The 18,708-nt window shown below is 49.0% G+C and carries 12 protein-coding genes; 9 read left to right on the top strand and 3 right to left on the bottom strand.

What is annotated here, in order from left to right; all coding sequences use genetic code 11:
* The first annotated feature begins 274 nt into the window (after positions 1-274).
* From GmarT_RS12725 to GmarT_RS12720, 3 genes are all read left to right on the top strand, one after another.
* On the top strand, positions 275-913 hold the full coding sequence (locus GmarT_RS12725) for a sigma-70 family RNA polymerase sigma factor (protein WP_081459460.1): 639 nt from the start codon (positions 275-277) through the stop codon (positions 911-913).
* Positions 914-1,297: 384 nt separating this feature from the next.
* Positions 1,298-2,821, top strand: a complete 1,524-nt coding sequence (locus GmarT_RS29510) for a hypothetical protein (protein ID WP_157158936.1) — start codon at positions 1,298-1,300, stop codon at positions 2,819-2,821.
* Entirely contained in the window at positions 2,811-4,199 is a 1,389-nt protein-coding gene (locus GmarT_RS12720) for an arylsulfotransferase family protein (RefSeq protein WP_002646121.1), read from the top strand. Before GmarT_RS29510 ends, GmarT_RS12720 begins: the two co-directional genes overlap by 11 nt.
* Positions 4,200-4,390: 191 nt before the next feature.
* Here GmarT_RS12720 and GmarT_RS12715 read toward each other — a convergent pair whose 3' ends face one another.
* Complete coding sequence (locus GmarT_RS12715; RefSeq protein WP_002646122.1) at positions 4,391-5,680, bottom strand: hypothetical protein; 1,290 nt, start codon at positions 5,678-5,680, stop codon at positions 4,391-4,393.
* A 145-nt stretch (positions 5,681-5,825) separates the two neighbouring features.
* Complete coding sequence (locus tag GmarT_RS12710; protein WP_187782360.1) at positions 5,826-8,795, bottom strand: WD40 repeat domain-containing serine/threonine protein kinase; 2,970 nt, start codon at positions 8,793-8,795, stop codon at positions 5,826-5,828.
* A gap of 151 nt (positions 8,796-8,946) precedes the next feature.
* Here GmarT_RS12710 and GmarT_RS12705 point away from each other — a divergent pair, with 151 nt between their 5' ends.
* From GmarT_RS12705 to GmarT_RS12685, 5 genes are all read left to right on the top strand, one after another.
* A complete protein-coding gene (locus GmarT_RS12705) occupies positions 8,947-9,537 on the top strand; it encodes an RNA polymerase sigma factor (RefSeq protein WP_002646124.1) in 591 nt (196 codons plus the stop codon).
* A gap of 237 nt (positions 9,538-9,774) precedes the next feature.
* Positions 9,775-11,781 (top strand): leucine-rich repeat domain-containing protein, encoded by a 2,007-nt coding sequence (locus GmarT_RS12700; protein WP_149302796.1) that lies wholly within the window; start codon positions 9,775-9,777, stop codon positions 11,779-11,781.
* A 57-nt stretch (positions 11,782-11,838) separates the two neighbouring features.
* The gene (locus tag GmarT_RS12695) at positions 11,839-13,236 is read left to right on the top strand and encodes a pre-toxin TG domain-containing protein (RefSeq protein ID WP_002646127.1); all 1,398 of its coding nucleotides are present in this window, start codon (positions 11,839-11,841) and stop codon (positions 13,234-13,236) included.
* A gap of 86 nt (positions 13,237-13,322) precedes the next feature.
* Positions 13,323-14,726, top strand: a complete 1,404-nt coding sequence (locus tag GmarT_RS12690) for a tetratricopeptide repeat protein (protein ID WP_002646128.1) — start codon at positions 13,323-13,325, stop codon at positions 14,724-14,726.
* Positions 14,727-14,918: 192 nt separating this feature from the next.
* Complete coding sequence (locus GmarT_RS12685; RefSeq protein ID WP_002646129.1) at positions 14,919-16,511, top strand: ankyrin repeat domain-containing protein; 1,593 nt, start codon at positions 14,919-14,921, stop codon at positions 16,509-16,511.
* A 396-nt stretch (positions 16,512-16,907) separates the two neighbouring features.
* On the opposite strand, the gene GmarT_RS12680 is transcribed toward GmarT_RS12685, so the two are convergent.
* A complete protein-coding gene (locus GmarT_RS12680; protein ID WP_002646130.1) occupies positions 16,908-17,135 on the bottom strand; it encodes a hypothetical protein in 228 nt (75 codons plus the stop codon).
* A 666-nt stretch (positions 17,136-17,801) separates the two neighbouring features.
* Here GmarT_RS12680 and GmarT_RS12675 point away from each other — a divergent pair.
* The gene (locus tag GmarT_RS12675) at positions 17,802-18,332 is read left to right on the top strand and encodes a hypothetical protein (protein ID WP_002646131.1); all 531 of its coding nucleotides are present in this window, start codon (positions 17,802-17,804) and stop codon (positions 18,330-18,332) included.
* The last annotated feature ends 376 nt before the right edge of the window (positions 18,333-18,708 follow it).

The following is an 18,708-nucleotide window of genomic DNA, read 5'->3' as shown; positions in this document are numbered from 1 at the left end:
TCTGGAATAGTTGTAACAGTCGCTTATGATCGTTGCTTTTCCCCTGTCAGCACTCTTTCTCCCATAATTTCCTGCTGACGTTTTACAATTTACCGAACTCAAATCACTGAAAATACTCGCTATATTCGAACAGAAATTCGGTCCTTTTTGCAGACTCAAAACTGTTCAGATTCCGTTAATTTAACAAAACCAGGCAATTTGTTTTTCCATTTGCCGGTGTCTACGGCGATACAAGTAGCTCAGTCTTTTTGACCACGGCTTCAGGTGCGCAACTATGTATACCCACAATATCATTCGCCAAAATAATTCTTCGTCTCAAATACCTGATGACAATGAGGTAATACCTCCGCTCGATCATTGTCCGTTTATGCGATATTACTCAGCCGCACACCCTCATGTATACAGATATATCTATTCTCTGGTTCCCAGAAAAGCAGATGCCGACGAAGTCATGCAGGAAACATCTGTGGTTCTGTGGCAGAAATTTGAAGAGTTTCAGCCGGATCGCGATTTCACCCGCTGGGCTTGCGGGATTGCCCGTCTGGTTGTGCTGGAATCTCTGCGAAAGCAAAGACGCTTCATCGTCGGATTTGATGAACAATTGATTAAGGAACTCTCCATCCGTAGAGAAGAAAGGTATGAACTTCTGGAGATACGACAGGAGTTTTTGGAGGAATGCAAAGAGCAGTTGGATCAGCAGGACCTGAACCTGCTTGATCGGTATTACAACTCGCAGGAAAGTGACGTGCCCCCAAGTATGACACGCAGAGAAAAGCCATGCAACCATACCGTAGTGGCTCTTCAATGGCAGGAGCGCATTGGCAATGAATTGGACGGGATACGACGCCGTCAGCGACGATTCGTTCATCGACTTTGCCATCAGTTTTTGGTCCAGACATCTTATTTCATGTAAAAGGCGACACTCAGCAGGGCAGGTGCCCTGACTTTTCTTGACTCCCTTCGTTGATTTGAGATATTATAAATCTCATAAATCGACCAATATTAAGGTTGATCCAGCCATTGTATTTTGAGTTTCTGTTTAGGATGGACTCGATAAACTCTGCGATGGCAGACTTGCAGGCGAAGAATGGGATGTGAAAGGCTTGATTCGCGTCTGAATTGAACTCGAAGAGTTGCGTTCATTTTTCACAGCTTTGACTTTTTGTCATTGTGGGAACCAAACAAAGGACTCATTGAAAATGATCTTCGCATATCTCGGACCTGGTCTCGGCGCAGGTGCGCTACTGGTGGTAATCGGAGTTTTCTCACTCATTGCCATTACACTGTTCACATTCCTGTGGTTCCCGATGAAACGATTGCTGAAACGGATCTCGGAGAAAAGGAATTCATGATTTATGAATTCCTTTTCGGCGTTGTGGTCTCCCTGATTCTAATGATTGTTTTCAAGGGGCTCCAAATCCGTCGTTCCGTCGACAGCTGGATTCTTTCGATCGCAAAGTTCGTCTACCATAGCGGTCATCCCCTGCTGGACGATGATCAGCGGTTTAGACTTGCTAAGCAGGCATACAAACCGGTGGTCTTCTCTTTTTTGCAGGTGCTTTTCAGGACTATATTGCTCGTTCTTATTGTCGGCGCGATGATCGCTCTATTGGCCATTACTTTGGAGTCGGCCAGAGGGGAAAACCAAAATTCTTTTTTTTCTCCTGAGCTCTGGAGAGAGTCGGCTTTCCCGCAATACCTGCTACACTGGCCTTTCATCGCCGGGACTTTGCTTCCGCTCATCCTGCTGCCCTTCCTTCCGAAAACATCTGGTAGCTGGGAATACTCTGCCCTGGACAAATTTCTTCACTACCTCTTCCTCGGCAACAGAGGGATTACGAGACTCCAATGGTGCTTCGAGTGCATTCTGAACAGGAAGGAACTCGTTCCGCCTTTGCAACACGTCTACATCGCCGGGCTGGCACGGTCTGGCTCTACCTCGTTGATGCAGCACCTGGGTCAGTTGCCAGAATTTGTGAGCCTTTCCTATCGAAACATGCCATTTGTGTTGATGCCTCGAACTGGCCCAAAACTGATCTCACGCAAGACAGACAAGGAGAGGGAGCGGTCACATAAGGACGGAATGCTGCATAGCCTCAGCACCTATGAAGCGTTAGAGGAGCCATTTTGGCTACACTTCTCCGGGCCCGACTTTATTCAAGAGGAACGCTTGATTCAACATAACGTTGCCGAAGACATCCACGTTGAATATCAGAAGTTTCGGAGCATGGTTGCAGGTGGCAAGACCTATCTGATGAAGAACAACAATCATCTCCTTCGCGCCAAGTCACTCCATCGACTTGATGCAGGGAACGGACTGACCACAAGGACCGTGATTCCATTTAGAGAACCGTATGCTCAAGCGAAATCACTACTTGAGCAGCACAACATTTTATCCAAATTGCAGAAGGAAGACGATTTCGCCCTCGACTACATGGATCTCCTTGTCCACCACGAGTTCGGACTCCATTCGAAAATTCTGTTACTCGGCGAATATGCTGACGAATCGCTTACAGCCTCTGACCCGAGTTGCCTTGAACATTGGCTTCGCGTCTGGCACGTTTTCTACCGCGACGCATTCGATCTCTACGCGGGCGAACCCGACTTCTGTTTCTTTTGCTATGAGAAATATTTAGCAAATCCATGCGGGTCGTTGTTGAGTCTGTGCCCGTTTCTCGATATTGATGCCAAACGATTCGAAGCTATTGAAGTCAAGGAATGGCGACGCACTCGCTCCGAACAGGCTGAATCTACTGTTCCTTCAGACTCCAGACAACTCTATGACAAGCTGGTTAAGGTGGCCATCAATCATGAAGTTTAATCGCGACCAGGCAATCAGAGTTCTTCGACGCTTTCTGGTTCTGTTCTTTTGTGTTTGGGGGCTTGTCTGGCTGAGCATAAGAGCTGTCGAAAAACAGCCAAACGACCGAAACATCGTAGATAAATTCTTGCTGGCCGCCGCAAGCGTCCCTGAAACTGTGAAACTCTGGTTCTCTGTAAAATCGACCGGGCTGGAGCATCAGGAATTCGTGATGAATACAGAACCTGGTCTAGCCAGGCTGGGTGAACTCTCTGATATTCAACAACTGAACAACCACCTTTACCTGCTATATTACCGCTACGAAGGGACCGATACAGGTAGCGTTTATCTGCAGAACATCAAGACCGGTGAAGTGGCACATACCTGGCATGTTCCGCTACGGAAGATCTTCGCAGACATACAGGGGTTAAAACAAGAAGTGAAGGCCGATTTCGAAGCACAGGAAATCTCAGTCTCCTTACATAAACGGTTACCGAACAATCTCGCCGCGATTCGAATTCTTTCGCCGATTATCGGAGATGACATGTCCCTGATATTCCACTGCGGAGTACTGGGGTACATGTATAAGCTTGACAAGAAATCAGACCTGCTCTGGAAGAGTGAGGAGCTTGTTCATCATTCGATTGAACTGGACGACGACGGCAATATCTGGACTTGCTCCGTTGATTTGAGGCACTCACTCGCCAAAAACTTGCGATTTCGTGAGGACGCAGTGTTATGCCTTGATGCGAAGGGCAAGAGGCTCCATTTCTACTCACTGAGCGACATGTTTTCAAACAACGGTTTGCTTCAGACGCTGTTGGAGGCGACGCCGGCGACGACAATGCCAGACGGTCCCTACCGGGATCCGTACCATCTGAATAATGTGTTGCCCGTCAAGCGTGATGGTAAGTTTTGGAAGAAGGGAGATTTGTTTTTAAGTCTTCGCGATAAAAGTGCGATCGTTCAGTTTCGACCACAAGATGGTTCGATTGTGTGGTATCAACAGGGGCCTTGGCTTGCACAACATGATATCAACATCGTGAATGAGTCGACCATTTCGGTTTTCAATAATAACGTGAGCTTTACGTCCTGGGACTGGTCGGACATTCAAGGAGGGAGTAGTAATATTGCCTTTTTTAACTTTTCTGATAAGACCACAGAGTACTTCGGCAATGGTCTCTTCGTTTCGACAACTGAGGGGCGGCAAACGCAAACGGTAGACGATTGGATTCTGGTCGAAGAGACAAATAAGGGAAGATATCTCTTCATAGATTCTTTGGGCAACGTCCACTGCCAATTCTATATCCCGTACCACAACGAACCTTCACACGCCATGAGTCCAAATTGGGCGCGTTTATATCTCAAGAGTGGATCAGAGTTTCTATTGCAGGAGTAAACGACTCTCTGAAAAATCGGCAACCTTCAGATTCACTTGCGGTCACTGTGTTTCATTGCCGAAAGGACTGGCTTTTTCCCAAATGCGAGAACTCGAGCAAAAACATCTGGAATGGCGTGACGAACAGTAAGGAAAAAACATTTCACCGCAGGCTGGATTTAGTTGTGCTATTCTGAAATAAATAATACCCCTCAATGTGACCATATCACCTGACAATCGGGGCGTGCGTCTCGGAAACGCTTGATTGCTTTTTCTGAGATTTGGCAGTTGGTGAGATTCAGTGACTGTAATTGAGGCAGTTCAAGCAGGGCATCAATGCTGCGGTCAGAGATTAATGTGTTTGATATCTCGAGCGAACGCAACTCCTTGAGACTGGTGAGACCGGCCACGGTCTCGTCGCGAATGCCCGTCTTTGACAGGTTCAATTCACGCAGTTCACTAAGTGACTGTAATGTAGGCAGACAGTCGGATGTCGCTGCTGTGCCTGTCAGATTCAGGCCGACCAGCGCGGTGGCGCCCTGGATCTGGCTGAGTATTTTGTCGGTGCATTCTCTGTTGTCTGAAAAATTGAGCCGGGTTCCCTCAGGGACGACTTTGAGGTTTTCCAGTCCCTGCAGGTTAGTCACCCCCTGGGTCAGTTCGATGAGAACCGGTTCAGAAAGTGATTCAATGTTCGTCAGACCCTGGATGTTACAGTATGCGGTGAGCAGTTCTCCCGAACTGGTAGAACGAATCTGTCCACCCCGGCTGAGGACCGACATCAGCGCAGCCTTGCCGGGAGAAAGGAAGACGCGGCGCTGAAATTCGGAATAACGCCAGGGAGTCAACGCGCCGTCTGCTTCTCTGACCAGGCAGCGGAGATTCTGACTGCCCTCCTGCGATTCGCTGAGCAGTTCCCCCGAGGGCGTAAAGCTCGCAGAGGAACCATCCGCGAACATCTGCCCCTTCCACAGCACAGGACCGATTTCGGGACCTTGCTGATTGTCCAGTTTGTGAATGCAGAGTGTTCCCATTTTTTGTACCAGCAGGATCAGGTTACCCGCAGGGGAGGCAGAGAGAAGTGCAGTGGTATAATCGGGAAACTGATACTGACTGATCCGGGCCTGTTGTTTGTCGGGGGAGAAAATAACCAGAGCCCTGTCCGACTTACCAGCTTTAGAGCCCAGCCCCATAAAATACTGGCTGTCTGATGACCAGTTCCAGAATGAAGCATGTGAATCCTCAAAGGACTCTGGTTTGGGTATCTGAAGCTTTTGTTTGAGGTCACGACTGTAGAACGCTACTGAGTCCGATTGTTGCTGTGGGACTGCGATCCACTTTCCGTCAGGACTCCAGCGAATGATCATGATTCCTGGATTTGCTGGTTTCTCAGGAGACACTTTTCCGACCAGTGTTCCATCCGGTTTGTGCAGTGAAACGATACCATCGGTTCCACTGACCACAGCGAACACATTTTCTACAGGCGACCAGGCCGTGATCAATCCATAGCGCCCCTCTTTTTCGTAGGGTGGGGTCCAGGTAATTTTGTTTTGGTCGCGGTCGTAGACGCCTGATTTACAGGCAATGTAACGGCCGTCATGACTGAACGATATTTCCGGCCTGATGTAGTGTAGATTGTTATAAACCTTAGCCAGGATTTCGGCAGGAGGTTGATCGGGTTGACCGGACCACTGAAAAAAGTCGCCCCTCTATTGTTCCGATAGTAAGGAGATCGCCGCGCGGGTCAAAGTCCACTCGTGCGGCAGAGCCGGGGATCGACACGGTTTCCGCTCCGGTTCCATCGGCATTCCAGAGCTGAATATGAGAACGCCTGGACGTGGTATTGTAGCGACTGAACGTTGCCAGTTGTGTTCCTCGCCGATTCCAGACCATATTTTGCACTGGAAGATCTCCCCGGGAATCCCAGACAGGAACAGTAGCTGAGGGAGGTTCGACGACAGCTTGAGCTTCACCTGTTGTGAAATCGTACCACTGCAGTTCAAGCAGATTATCCAAGGCCAGAATACGTTGTCCGTCTCTGCCCGGTGTCGCTGCCAGCAGGTAGTCCCTGAGGTTTGATTCTGCTTTGCGAAAGGGGACCGGTTTTCCTTTTAGGGGAATCAGATACGAGGAGTTAGATAATACGAGTAAGCTCTCGGAATCAGGAGACCACAGCAACTCATGCGCCCAGAGATTAGCCAAAGTATGCCGTTTCTGGATATCCCCCTGGGGAGATGCCAATAAAATCTGTTTGTCGTCTGAAAATGCGATAGACTTTCCATCGGGGCTCCATACAGCCTGATGAATTGAGAAGGGATGATCTTGTAACCAGGGTTCGATTTGATTCGTCTGTGTATCGATGTGTAACACAGCATTCTTTCCTGTGCTACAGGCGATTAGATTATGGGAATCGGGAGACCAGGCCAGTTTCCAATAAGCAGGTTGCGGTTGCCCGGTCCGCATTAATTTTTGATCAATGAGCACGTCTCCGGGAGTACCGTCGGGATGATAGAGCCGTATTTGACTGCGATGATTCTCGTGATAAAGTGCGACGGCAATGTCGCGTCCATCAGGGCGCCAGGCCAGGCTGCTGATTCTACCCTCTAAAGGGATATTGATGGGGATTTGAACTGCTTTTCGGGTAGGATCGATCGAGGAGATAGTCACGCCTTGATTCGTAACCAGACAGTAGGAACGGCTGTCTGGCGACCAGGAGTACCAACTGTCCGCGGTCCACTTGTTGAATCTTATTGATTGATGAGTCTGAAGTTCCTCTCCTGTGGCAACCTGGGTCAATGTCAGGATTGGTGAGTTGTTGCCATCGCTGGAAAGATAATACTTCCCGTCCGGACTGAAACGCGCCTGTTTGTGAACTCCCGTCAGCGGGATTTGCCAGTCTGGGATTTCCGGAAACACGGCGGGCTCATTCAGAATCCCCTGAATTTTTGACGTTTTCGTCTTTGCGGGCCATTTGAAATCGGCAGTAAGATCTGGCTGTTCTTTTTTCAGCACGGATGGCTGCCCGGGCTCCTGCCTCGCCAGGGTTGTCTCAGGCTTCCGAGTGATACTGACGACTTCCGACTGTCCCCTCAAGACTCGGATCTGGTGTTTGTCGAGTTGAATCCGGTCGCTGGAGCCGTTCAACTGTAACTGGTATTCGCCAGTCGAGAGTTCGATTTTCCAGCCCGACTTCTGGTCGGCGACCTTGATGACCTGACCTGCCTGCAGGACATTGATCTGGATGTCGTCTGAAACACCATCGGCGAGTCTGATTTCCACAGAGCCGGATGCAGACTGCAGGAAAATAATTACGGACAGGACTGCGATCAGTCCCAAGCCTCCCAGCGAAGCCAGCAGAGTTCGTTTTTGATTGTCTCCACGATTGTCGTCAGAAGCGGGTTCGAGAACGGTTTTTTTTTCCGGTCGGGAGTCTGGCGCAAACCGGGTTCCATTCAGCGAGCTTTCCAGGATCGTCTGAGACGTATTGTGCAGGTCGGCGTATTCACTGGCGTCGGCTGAAATCAATTGTTCCAGATGACTTCCCTCGCAGTACGGTTCCAGGCTGTCTGCGATTTCAGCCATGGAAGCCGGGCGGTTTTCCGGTGTTCGCTCCAGCATTCGGGAAACCAGTTCTACAAGTGGTGCAGGCAGGTCCGCGCGAATCTCGGTGAGGGGGATAGTCGGTTGGGACGTGATTTTTTGCAGACGTTTCCAGACAGGTTCCTGTTCTTCAAATCGATACGGAGATGTTCCGGCGAGCAGTTTATACAGCGTGACTCCCAGGCTGTAGATGTCGGCCCGGTAGTCGACATCCATCATGGACTCCGCCTGTTCGGGGGCCATGTATTCCACGGTTCCCATGATCTGGCCTGTGGTGGTTAATTCCGCTTCCTGCTTGTCCTGATTCAACAGTCGTGCCAGCCCCAGGTCGAGCACTTTAACGACTCCCTGCTGCGTAATCATCAGGTTGGCGGGTTTGATATCCCGGTGGATCAAAGCCTGCTTGTGGGCAAACTCCAGTGCCTCTGCCGTCTGCCGGACAATTTCACAGGCATCCGCGACAGATAACTGTTTGAGTCGTTTGGATAACTGACTGACGTTGACGCCATCCACGTACTCCATCACAAGGTAATGAGTGCCTTCGACTTCGCCAGCGTCATGCGCTGCGACGATGTGGGCATGATTCAGGCTACCGATGGCCTCCATCTCGCGTTCAAACCGTAAGACGGCGGACGGATCGTCAGACATTTTCTTGTTGAGTACTTTGATGACGACTTCGCGTTTCAGTCTTCTGTGCAGCGCACGGTAGACAATGCCCATGCCACCGGCCCCGATCTGTTCGAGGATCTGGTAGTCTCGCATCTCCTCTGGTACCCCCATCAACGAGGGAGTGTCCTTCTGTTGCTGTTTTATACCTGCCCGTTTTGCAATCTGGATTGCTCTTAGAATTTCCGGGTCGTCTGCAGGCGGGGGAGATTTCAGGCCGCGACGTAACCAGGCCAGCAGGACCTGATCTTCCATGGTAATAATGTCATTGCATTGAGAACACTGTTCCACGTGGTCGGAGAGAACCTGTGAAGATGGTTCATCCAGTTCCCCCATCACAAAACGGTACATTTCCTGATGGTCCGGACATAAGCGGTTTGACGGGATTTGAATCATTTTTTCTGTTTCAACCGGATATCAAAATAAAGACTTGTGAGCGGTTACGTTAACAGTCAGAATAAACCCAGTTATTCCAGTTGACCTCTATTTTGTAATTATCATCATGTGTACTGAAACGAATTACAACCCGACCTCCCTGAGCCTGCTGGAACGCGCCCGGGGTGGAGACGAGACGGCCTGGGAGATGATCGCCACGATTTATGCACCGCTGGTTTATCGCTGGGTATCTCGCTATTCTCTGCAGTCCAGTGACACGACCGACATCCTGCAGAACATTTTTCAGACAGTCCATCGGAAGCTGGATGATTTTCAACACGATCAGCGCTGTGGGTCTTTCCGCAGCTGGCTCAAATCGATAACCCGTTCTCGCGTGATGGACTTTTTCCGCGCACGACAGAAACAGGACCAGGCTGCCGGTGGTACTGACGCCTGGCAGCAGTTGCAGGCACAGCCGGAAGTGACGTCGAACCCGCAGGAACTGCGAGAAGAAATGGCCGAAGTCTATCATCGCGCCCTCCAGATTCTGGAGCAGGACTTCAGCGACAATGTCGTCAAAGCCTTCTTGCGGTTTGAAATCGATAACGTTCCCGCCAGCGAAGTTGCCGACGAACTGGGCATGACCCGCGACGCCGTATACGCAGCCAAAAAACGGGTCCTCAACCGACTGCGGGAAGAACTCTCCGGACTATTGTAACGTTCTGCTGCATTCATATCTCTTTTTCTGTTAATGGCTTCAGATGAGCTATTCTCTTGCTTGCGCAATGCGCTGCAAACTCTCTGATTAATAGAACGGCACGATTGGACTCAAAAATTCGAATTTCTATTTTTTCAGATTCGAGTCCAATGGTCGCGTTTTCCTGAGTGAGACGATTTTTCGTTTCATATTTCCCTGAACTGACTGTTCAACAACCAGAGAAAAGGAAAACGCCCGATGTCCCACCATTTACTGATACCTGTGTGCCTGACTCTAAGCCTACTGGGGCAGACCGCCGATCTGTCTGCCTGTGAGAACTGTATTAAAAAACAGACGGTCGCAAAACTGGAACAGAAAATCAAGATTCTGGAAGGATCGGGGGCACCTGAGCAGGTAATTGAACAGGCTCGGAAAAAACTGCTTGAAATGAAAAAGCTGGTGGTTAAAGAGAAGAAAAGCATACTCGGCTACGATGCTGTTTCCCGCGAATTTTTCGTATTTCTGGACGGAAGCCTGAAGCAGGCCAGTGGTCCATGGCTGGATCCGCAGGAAATTTTGGAGATGAAAACCCCCTTCGTGAATTATTCCGGTCCCGGTATCAAAGTGGGGAATGCGCGCTGGGGAGCGTGGGACGAAGCAGGAAACTGGCGCTGGTATTACCGGGAGATAGATCAGAAAGATGTTCTGAATCCGAATATCTTGAAGTCGGGGGAACTACCTCCCTGGTTTATCGAAGATCAACGACGCGCAAAACGATCAATTTCACAATCTGATAACAGATCTATGACACCACAAAAAACAGCCAGTCTTCTGTCACCAGCGGTTTCCTATCTGAAGCACCACAAGTTTTTTCAGGTGGAGTTTGATAACGAGGAGAACCCGCGGCGAATTACAATCAAAGCACCTTATACAAACCCGTATCCCAGCAAATCAGAAGTGAGACTGGCCGAGATTGATTTTACTCAGCTGAGAGGACTGGACGGACTGCGCTCATTGACATTGGAAGGAGTGAATCTCTACGGCAGAGCTGAGGGGCTTGGTTTCTTTCCACGCCTGGAAGCTCTCACTCTGATCAATACAAATATCAGCGATCAGGATCGGGGGCGGATTACGACATTCACTCAACTAAAGACACTTCGGCTGGAAAATGTTCATCTGGGGAGACACCTGAATGACCTGAGCACTTTCAGAAAACTTGAGAAGCTGGCGCTGCGAAATTGCGGACTCGATGAGGACGACGTGGCAACACTCGGCAGTCTGACCCAACTTCGAGAGCTGGATCTTTCGGGAAACTCATCATTGAACGACGTGGCCTTATTTCATTTACGAAACCTGAACCAGCTCGAAGAATTGAAAGTGGCTTCCTACTACAACCGGATCACTGAAAAAGGATTACAGTACTTGAGACAGCCTCGAAAACTGAAGACACTGGATCTGATCGGTTGCATGTTGAAGGCAGACGGGCTGGCGGCGATAGGTGATGTATCAAGTCTCGAAACACTGAATTTGAAAGTGTATTGCCCTGAACGTGTTGATGCACACTTTTTTGATCCACTTCGTCATCTGAAATCCTTAAGAGAGCTCACGCTCGAATGCAGGCAGTTGAAGGGCGGCGAGGGACTATCATCTCTGTCCCAGCTTCCTGAGCTGGAAGCGTTGCATCTGCTTCAGACAAAATTGCAAGATGAAGATATAAGGTGGATTGCTAACTGCAACTCATTGAAAGCGCTGACACTTAATTCATATGAGGTTACCGATCAGGGGGTCAGCTCTCTTGGTTCCTTGAAACAACTGGAATCGCTCAATCTGGATCGATGTCGACTGGATGGCAGCGGGCTGGTTTCGTTGCAACAGTTGCACCGGCTGACCGATGTTAGTCTAAATCATACCGGAGTAACGGATGCCGTAATTCCTTTTTTATCCAGCCTCTCTCAGTTGAAACGGTTGACTCTGGAGAATGGACGCGTTTCGTCCGCCACACTTGAGTCATTGAAGGATCTCAAGAAACTCTCCGAGCTCAATCTGACGAATTGTCCTGTTTCTGATGAGATTTGTGAGTTGCTCACCCAGATGTCAGCGCTGAGAACTCTGAATCTGAATAAGACCAAGGTAAGTAATATCGGACTGGAAGGACTGCAGAAGGCGACCGGTTTGGAAACACTCTCTCTCCGCCGGACGAAAGTAACCCGGCAGGGGGTACAGCAGCTGCGGACGGTATTGGCTGATTGTCAGATTACGTTTTAGAACCAGAATGGCAGAATCCTTCCCTCTCAAAAGAAGCTTGTCAAAGGAACACACACGATGTCGAAACGAATGCTGATGATTCTGGCTGTCTTTGTATCTGGCTGGCTGCCTGCCCTGAGTTATGCTGATGAAAAGGTCGATTTTTATTTTCGCTTTTTAGCCAGCTATGCCCGGTCACCCGACAGTATCGAGAAGAATGTACCCGCTGGGGCAGAGAGTTTTTTCAGGCGTCATGGCGTGAAAAACATTCATGAGCTGCGTCTTGGATTCAACCGCGCGCAGCTTGCTGAATTAGCACAGAAATTAGCGGAAGAGTATCAGCGTGTCTTAAAAAATCCACGATCGATGGTCCGTACAAATGCCCTGGAGCTTTTACATGAGTTTGTCAGGGACCTGGATCCGCAGCTCGCTGCCCGTCTTCCTCGACCACAACGTCGTCAATCCTCTGGTGTTGGACCTCAAAATGCGATTGAAGACAGTATCAAAGTCAATCAGCAGACGATGGGACTGGGACAGGCGGCCATCAACCAGGGATATATTCTGGGAGAATCCCAGGGACAACTGCGAATGCCGAAAGTCACTCGTCCACGCAATCCAACGCCGGGCAGTTTTGCTGATCGTTTTCGAAATCGCATGCCCGATCAGTTGGGCAACGATCTGGGAAAACAGACCGGCCAACTGCTGGATCTGGATTCACTTCCCCAATTGCCGGCTCTCGACCTGGCTTCCCGTCCCGCCACGATTCGAAATCCAGAACCGAGGGAAGGCTTTGAATTCAACGAGGGGGGATTTCTTACCCCCGATGCGAATTTTGAGCCTGATCCGCCGGGCAGTGAAACGGAGATGGCACAAGCTGACCAGTCCACAAACCCGAATGATATGCAAACAACGGAATCAAATCAGATCAAAGGGAAATATGATGATCCGGAATTGAATCAAATCTATGAAGACTTTCAGGAATTGAAAAACAGCAAAGCTTCCAATGAAGAGCAGCATGCTGCTCAACCCGAAACTCCGATGAAAGAGTTTCCAGACATCCCGTATCAACAGCAGAATGACCCTGAGCCAGATTTGGAGTCGGACCTGCTTGTCGAACGACCCGAATTTGTCAAACCACCGCTAGAAACGGCAACGGCGAGCAGCATCATAAAAAAAGGTTTTGAAGAAGTCGCTAAGACGCTGACTAAAACAGACATCCCAATTAATGCTTATGAAGCATATTCCGGATATGACTTGATTACGGGTGAACCATTATCCCCCATGGAACGAGTCGGGCGTGGTGCAGAAGTTGCTGTCGATCTAGCTTCAAGAGGATATGGTGGTGCTGCAGTAGGAGCATTGGTGGGATCAGCTGGTGGGCCAATTACTTTAGCTGCGGGAGCAGTTGTCGGAGCTGTTGCTGGAGAAGTAATCATCAAAGGCGGCAAGAAAGTATACAAGTGGCTGAATCCCTAAACACCTCAGAGACTCCTTGCCCATAGAGTATTCATCTTTATCAAGAACATCAATACGCTGACTTCAACTTTATGAAAGGCAACTTCATGCCCACATTGCGATCCATTCTGTTAATTCATGGACTGCTTTTATTGTGTTGTTCGAGCCCCAGTATCGCACAGGACCGGATTCGCGAACTGGCTGACGAGCAATACCGGGCGGGGAACTACACGCAGGCGATTCGGATCTATGACCAGGCTGTCATTGTCAATCCGCAGAACTCGCTGAACTTTCATGATCGGGGAGTGGTCTATGCCGCGATGAAGAATTATGAGCGGGCGATTACCGATATGCTGATCGCGGAAAGTCTGAATCCGCGTAATCCACATCATTTTTTTGAGAAGGGACGGTTTCACTACGAAACGAAAGCGTATGAACTGGCTCTCGCGGAATTGAATCATGCGATTGTTCTCGATGATGAATATGCCCACGCTTATCTGTATCGAGGGAAGACGCTGGTTGAGATGGGACGGGAGCACCAGGGGCTTGCCGATTTAAAAACGGCAGTGAGGCTCAAGCCAGCCTATGACAAAGCGTATCAATGGGCCGTTACAAAGATTAAAAATCACTGGGTTCGGCTGGAATCGGTTCAGTTCAGAATTGATGAGCTGGGCAAAACGGATAGCTACCATACTCGGGCTCATGTTTACGCGAATCTGAAACAGTACGAGAAAGCCCTGGCCGACTTTGACCGGGAAACAGAGCGTGCCTCCGGTCCAACGAAAGAATCACAGATTAATAACTGTAAAGAAAATCTGATTGAGGATATCGCAATTGAAAAAGCAGTTGAGAAAAAACAGGGGCCGCCCCCAGACCCTGTAGGGAGGAAAGTGATCGTCCTTGCATCTGCTGACCTGAAAGAGGGGACCAAAGTCAAAGGTCAGGTTCACACCGGTCAAATTTACACTGTATCGCATGAATCGGGTGACTGGTTTTACCTGGCTGAGAGACCGGGATGGGTTCATCAACGGTATGTCATGCTGTTTGATGAGGCGGCTGACTATGCCGGACTGAAACATTTTGAGCGCCGTATTCAAGCGGCGCCTGCTGATCTCGTGGCGCTGTATTCCCTGGGCAGCCTCAAGGCCTGTCTCGGAAAGCATAAAGAAGCGATCGTCTATTTTCTCGACGGATTATCTGCCATCAAAAAACAGCAGCGTCTGCTGAAGCGGCTCTATGGAGATCAGACACTGGTGCTGTTTCAGTCTGATTTTATCATGAATGTGGGCAATTGCTATCTGGCCTGTGGCGGGGAAAAACGGGCCATCCATTATCTGAATCAGGCGATTGAAATCAGTCCGCTGAACTACGAAGCCTGTTACAACCGGGCTCTGGCTTACATCCGCCTGGGACAGCGACAAGAGGCGGTTAATGATCTCAACAAAGCCTTGGAACTCAGCCCCGGTCATCTGTTGGCGCAAAATCTGTTACGCAAAATTATCGTCGACTGAGATTACTACTCTGTCAAAGGCCACTTCTGCCGGCACGTTTGTGCCTGTGACATTTTCATCCTGTGGATCACGTTTGAAACGATGCATCTTCCCAAATGTCGTCTTCAAATTATCATTTTCGAGTCCAATTCCTGCGTTCTCTATTTAGGAACCAGGAAATTTCAATCCAAATTCTGAGAATGAGGAACTCGAATGCAAGTACATACCAAAAGGGTGCGAAAACGAATTAGTATCTGTTGTCTGCTGCTGGGGGCATTGTTTGAATGTGGCTGTCATTCCGAAACGGTCAATGCCAAAATCCAGAATCCATTCGGCACAGAACATAATCAGCTGTTAAAGAAGAAGACCGGACCTGTTGGAGAAGAGCAGGGGCAGATCCACTTTAATACCTTCTTTCTTCCCTTCATGGTCAAGTTGGGAGCGGACTGGGAACAGAGCCAGTCAGAACCGATTATCACAAATCGGGCTGGAGAAATATTTCCACCAGATAGAATTCCTGAAACAGACTGGCATGATGTGGCCCGAGCCGCCGTTTTTGTTGGCGTCTCTGACTGGCCCGCAAAACCACTACCGAAATCACACCAGTCTGGTTCCATGATTTCAATTGAGCTGAATCCCAGCTATCCCGGCGATTTGAGCCAGATTCAGCCGTCTCTGATGACCTACCGAAAAGAATGGCTGAGCGGTGCATTGGGAGATTTAAAACTGCGAGACGACACGCCCGATGTCAAGCTGATGGGAGTCAGATGGTCCACGTTTGAACTGGATGGGAGTCAGACTGAAAAGAAACGATCGTTTCGGTTTTATCTGGCACGCATTTCCGGCTGTATTATTGAGATCGGCGTTGGTTATCCGTCAGTAACTTCGTCTGCTGAAGTCGACCAGCGACTTACGAGTACTGTTTCACTCGGCCCCCCTTCAGAAGTCGGGCAACTGCAAAAACTCGATCGTTATGCGCGGCTGGGGGTGCTGAATCTGCTCTCAACCGAAGCAAGAGATCAAAGCCTGGGAGTTTCGATGCTGGGGATTCTGCGTAAACACACATTACGTGAACTGGAGAACGTGTCTTACACTCTGCGAAGACGTTATTGTGAGTTAAAAGCGAGCCTGGATCAGCATAACAGATTGCCCCCGGAACGCGTTCCAACAGGTGAACGGACAGACGCCTTTGGGAATCGCTATATCGTCTATTCGCTATACTCTCGGGTCGCCGTGAATGTGGAGCAGGAGTATCGTCTGGTCCGAAACGGTTTGAGCCTGATCTCGGCGATGCGTCGAGAAATTGAAAAGGCACCTGAACCGAACCCACAAGCCATTGAGTTGCTTTTGTCCACTCCCGAAACGCCATATGAGAAAGCTTATGCCCTGTATCGCGCCATTAAATATGGAGACACTCAGGAGGCACTGAAACTGATTGAAAGTGGAGCCGACCTGGCGGTGCTTGATAACGAAGTTGAAGGCTGGACGGTTCTGCATGCTGCCACTTACTGGGCTCACCCGGAGATTGTAACAGCATTACTCAAAAAGGGCTGTGATCCGAATGCTGTCATTTCCGGAACCAGTTATCGACCATTGGATGTTCTGGTTTCGAATACGCCCGATAAACCCCTCGACAGTGAACTGCATTTCTTCATGAATTCAAGCGTCAAGGATCCACGGACCATCAAATGCATCAAACTGATCTGGGATGCGGGAGGGCGAGGTGCCGTGTTTCAGCGAGTCCTGCAGTCGAATGCAGATCTGGGTGACCAGGAAGCAATCAATCTGCAGCGGATGCTGAAATAGCAAGTTTTCTTGAATGGGATCAGAGTATTAACCTTAATAAAACAGGTTTAAATGTGTCCCTCATTCTGGAATCAAAGATAAGTTTAACTATCAAATCAGATTCGACTTAAAAAGTAACACTAAATGAATCCTATGATTACATTCTACTTTATGAGCAATCATCAAGCGGAGCGAGCGATTACTCTGCCTTTTTTTCAGGAGAGAAGGCTCATGGGACAAACAGCATTGAAGAATGGTTATCGTTTCCTGATGCTGGCTCAAGCCCCATCCCAGAATTGTAAAAGCATTTCAATAATTCCCTGTAATTGGCCAGTAAAATCTGCGCGTAAGAAAACTGTGAGTTTATCTCGATAGAGATAATCTTACGCGTAGACTCATCCTCTAAGCGATTTCGTGTCAATCATCTGTAGTATCAGCATGCTGACTGGCGGTCTCCTGTAATCCATGCCATAAACGACGGACGGTTGCTTCCGCACACCCTGGAATTTCAGCGAGTTCCGCATTTTCAATCTGGTGCGCGCACTTCAACTGCATGATAAATACACGTCTCACGTCGGTCTCTGAAGCCACCGTTGAAATATCAATTGACAGTTCAACAGTGATACCAGAAATAACTGCTGACAATCGGGACTTTCCACGTTTCGTAAATTAGCTTCAGTCCTGCGTGACGAACTCAACACTCGGAAGAAACTCACGGACTTAGAACCTTTAATTGGAGACACAGCAGAGGTAATACTTAAACATGAAGTAAACTGCGTAAACTCTGCTGGCCTGTAAGGCCAATTACAAAAGTAGTTTTTAAATTTCGTCAGAACTCACATAGCACTAAATACATGAGACACTGCCGCGACTCGTTTTTGACGATCCCGAGTCGCGCCCCAGCCAGGCGATGGCCTCGTTCAAAAGCTCTTGAGGGACCGCCGGGTAGTGGATTTCGGCCACGACCAGCAGTGCGTGATCAAGAAACAATCTCTTCAGTCACTGGGAGGCACTCTCGTGGCGGTGCTGTAGCAACGTTTAATGCTACTCCGGTTTTTGTCACCATAAACGTGAATAAGTCATTTTGATTTCGAATACGACAATAACGAATTCACCCTGGATAGACCACAACGAGTTATGAGTAGTTTAGTAGACATTCGCGAAAACGAAGAATAAAGTTACATATTGAAAATCTAAGATTGCATCGTATCATATACAGCATGCTGGCATTATATCCAGCATCTATGTGTGATATGAAACCGCTGGGGTATCATAGAAGAACTAATACCGGTTATTTTGCAAAGGGCACGAATGGTAGATGTTGCTGCCGAACGCGAATCTCGCTTAGCGACTCTGCACCCGGTCTTCCGCGAACTCGATGCGGCCGTTCACGCATACGTTGATCTTGTCCGTGAAGCCCCGAACTTAACGGATGACCAGATCGAAGCGAGGCTACTCACTTCTGGTACAGAACAATCTGTCGCAACTGGTTGTGTAACATTCGTGCCGCTGGCATTCGGGCGGGTTGTAGTAACGCACTTGGGCGTCAATGTTTCTGACACATTCGTCGAATACGATTTGGCGACGAAGAGTGAAACAGAAAAGCCATTTGCCGAGCAATTTGAATACATCTGGGCAAAGAACGTCGTAGACATCTATCAGCGATCGCCCGATTACAACGAAGCATTTAAAGCAATTTCCATTCGCAGCGCGGAACTGTCTGCCGTAAACAACGCATTGAATGGTGGTTGCGATCCAGATTCGCTTCGTGAATCAACAATTGCACCGCCGACGGTATTTGTGGGCACGCCACCAAAACAGTGGTGGCAATTCTGGAAGTGAACGAGCAAAATAACAAAGCCGTGAACTCGAGCACTCGTTCACGCGGCAACTGAAAATCGAAGTCTTTCGGCCGCCGCCGGGTTACCTCAGGCGTAATCCAATAAACTCATTCGTTTCTTCAGACGTCCTGTAATTCGACCGTTAAAAGGTTTTACTTCACATTGATCTGATCGGAAATTGATCCATGTCAGTCCGACCTCTCAATTCTGTCCGTGAAACTCGTTAAATGCAGGACAGTAATTCAAAAGGAACATTAACGCAGTTTCCTCATTAGTTCCAGGAGCTTAAGTTGTATCGCAGTGTCTGGCTGCGATTATGAAGGGGCAGGGCATGTGTATCTGGTTTGACGCAAAGACGAACTGAGATGTCGCTATTA

This window comes from Gimesia maris, from assembly GCF_008298035.1.
In the GTDB taxonomy this organism is placed as follows: Bacteria; Planctomycetota; Planctomycetia; order Planctomycetales; family Planctomycetaceae; genus Gimesia; species Gimesia maris.
Note: the sequence above shows the minus strand (reverse complement) of the source record. Positions and strands in the feature narration are given on the sequence as shown.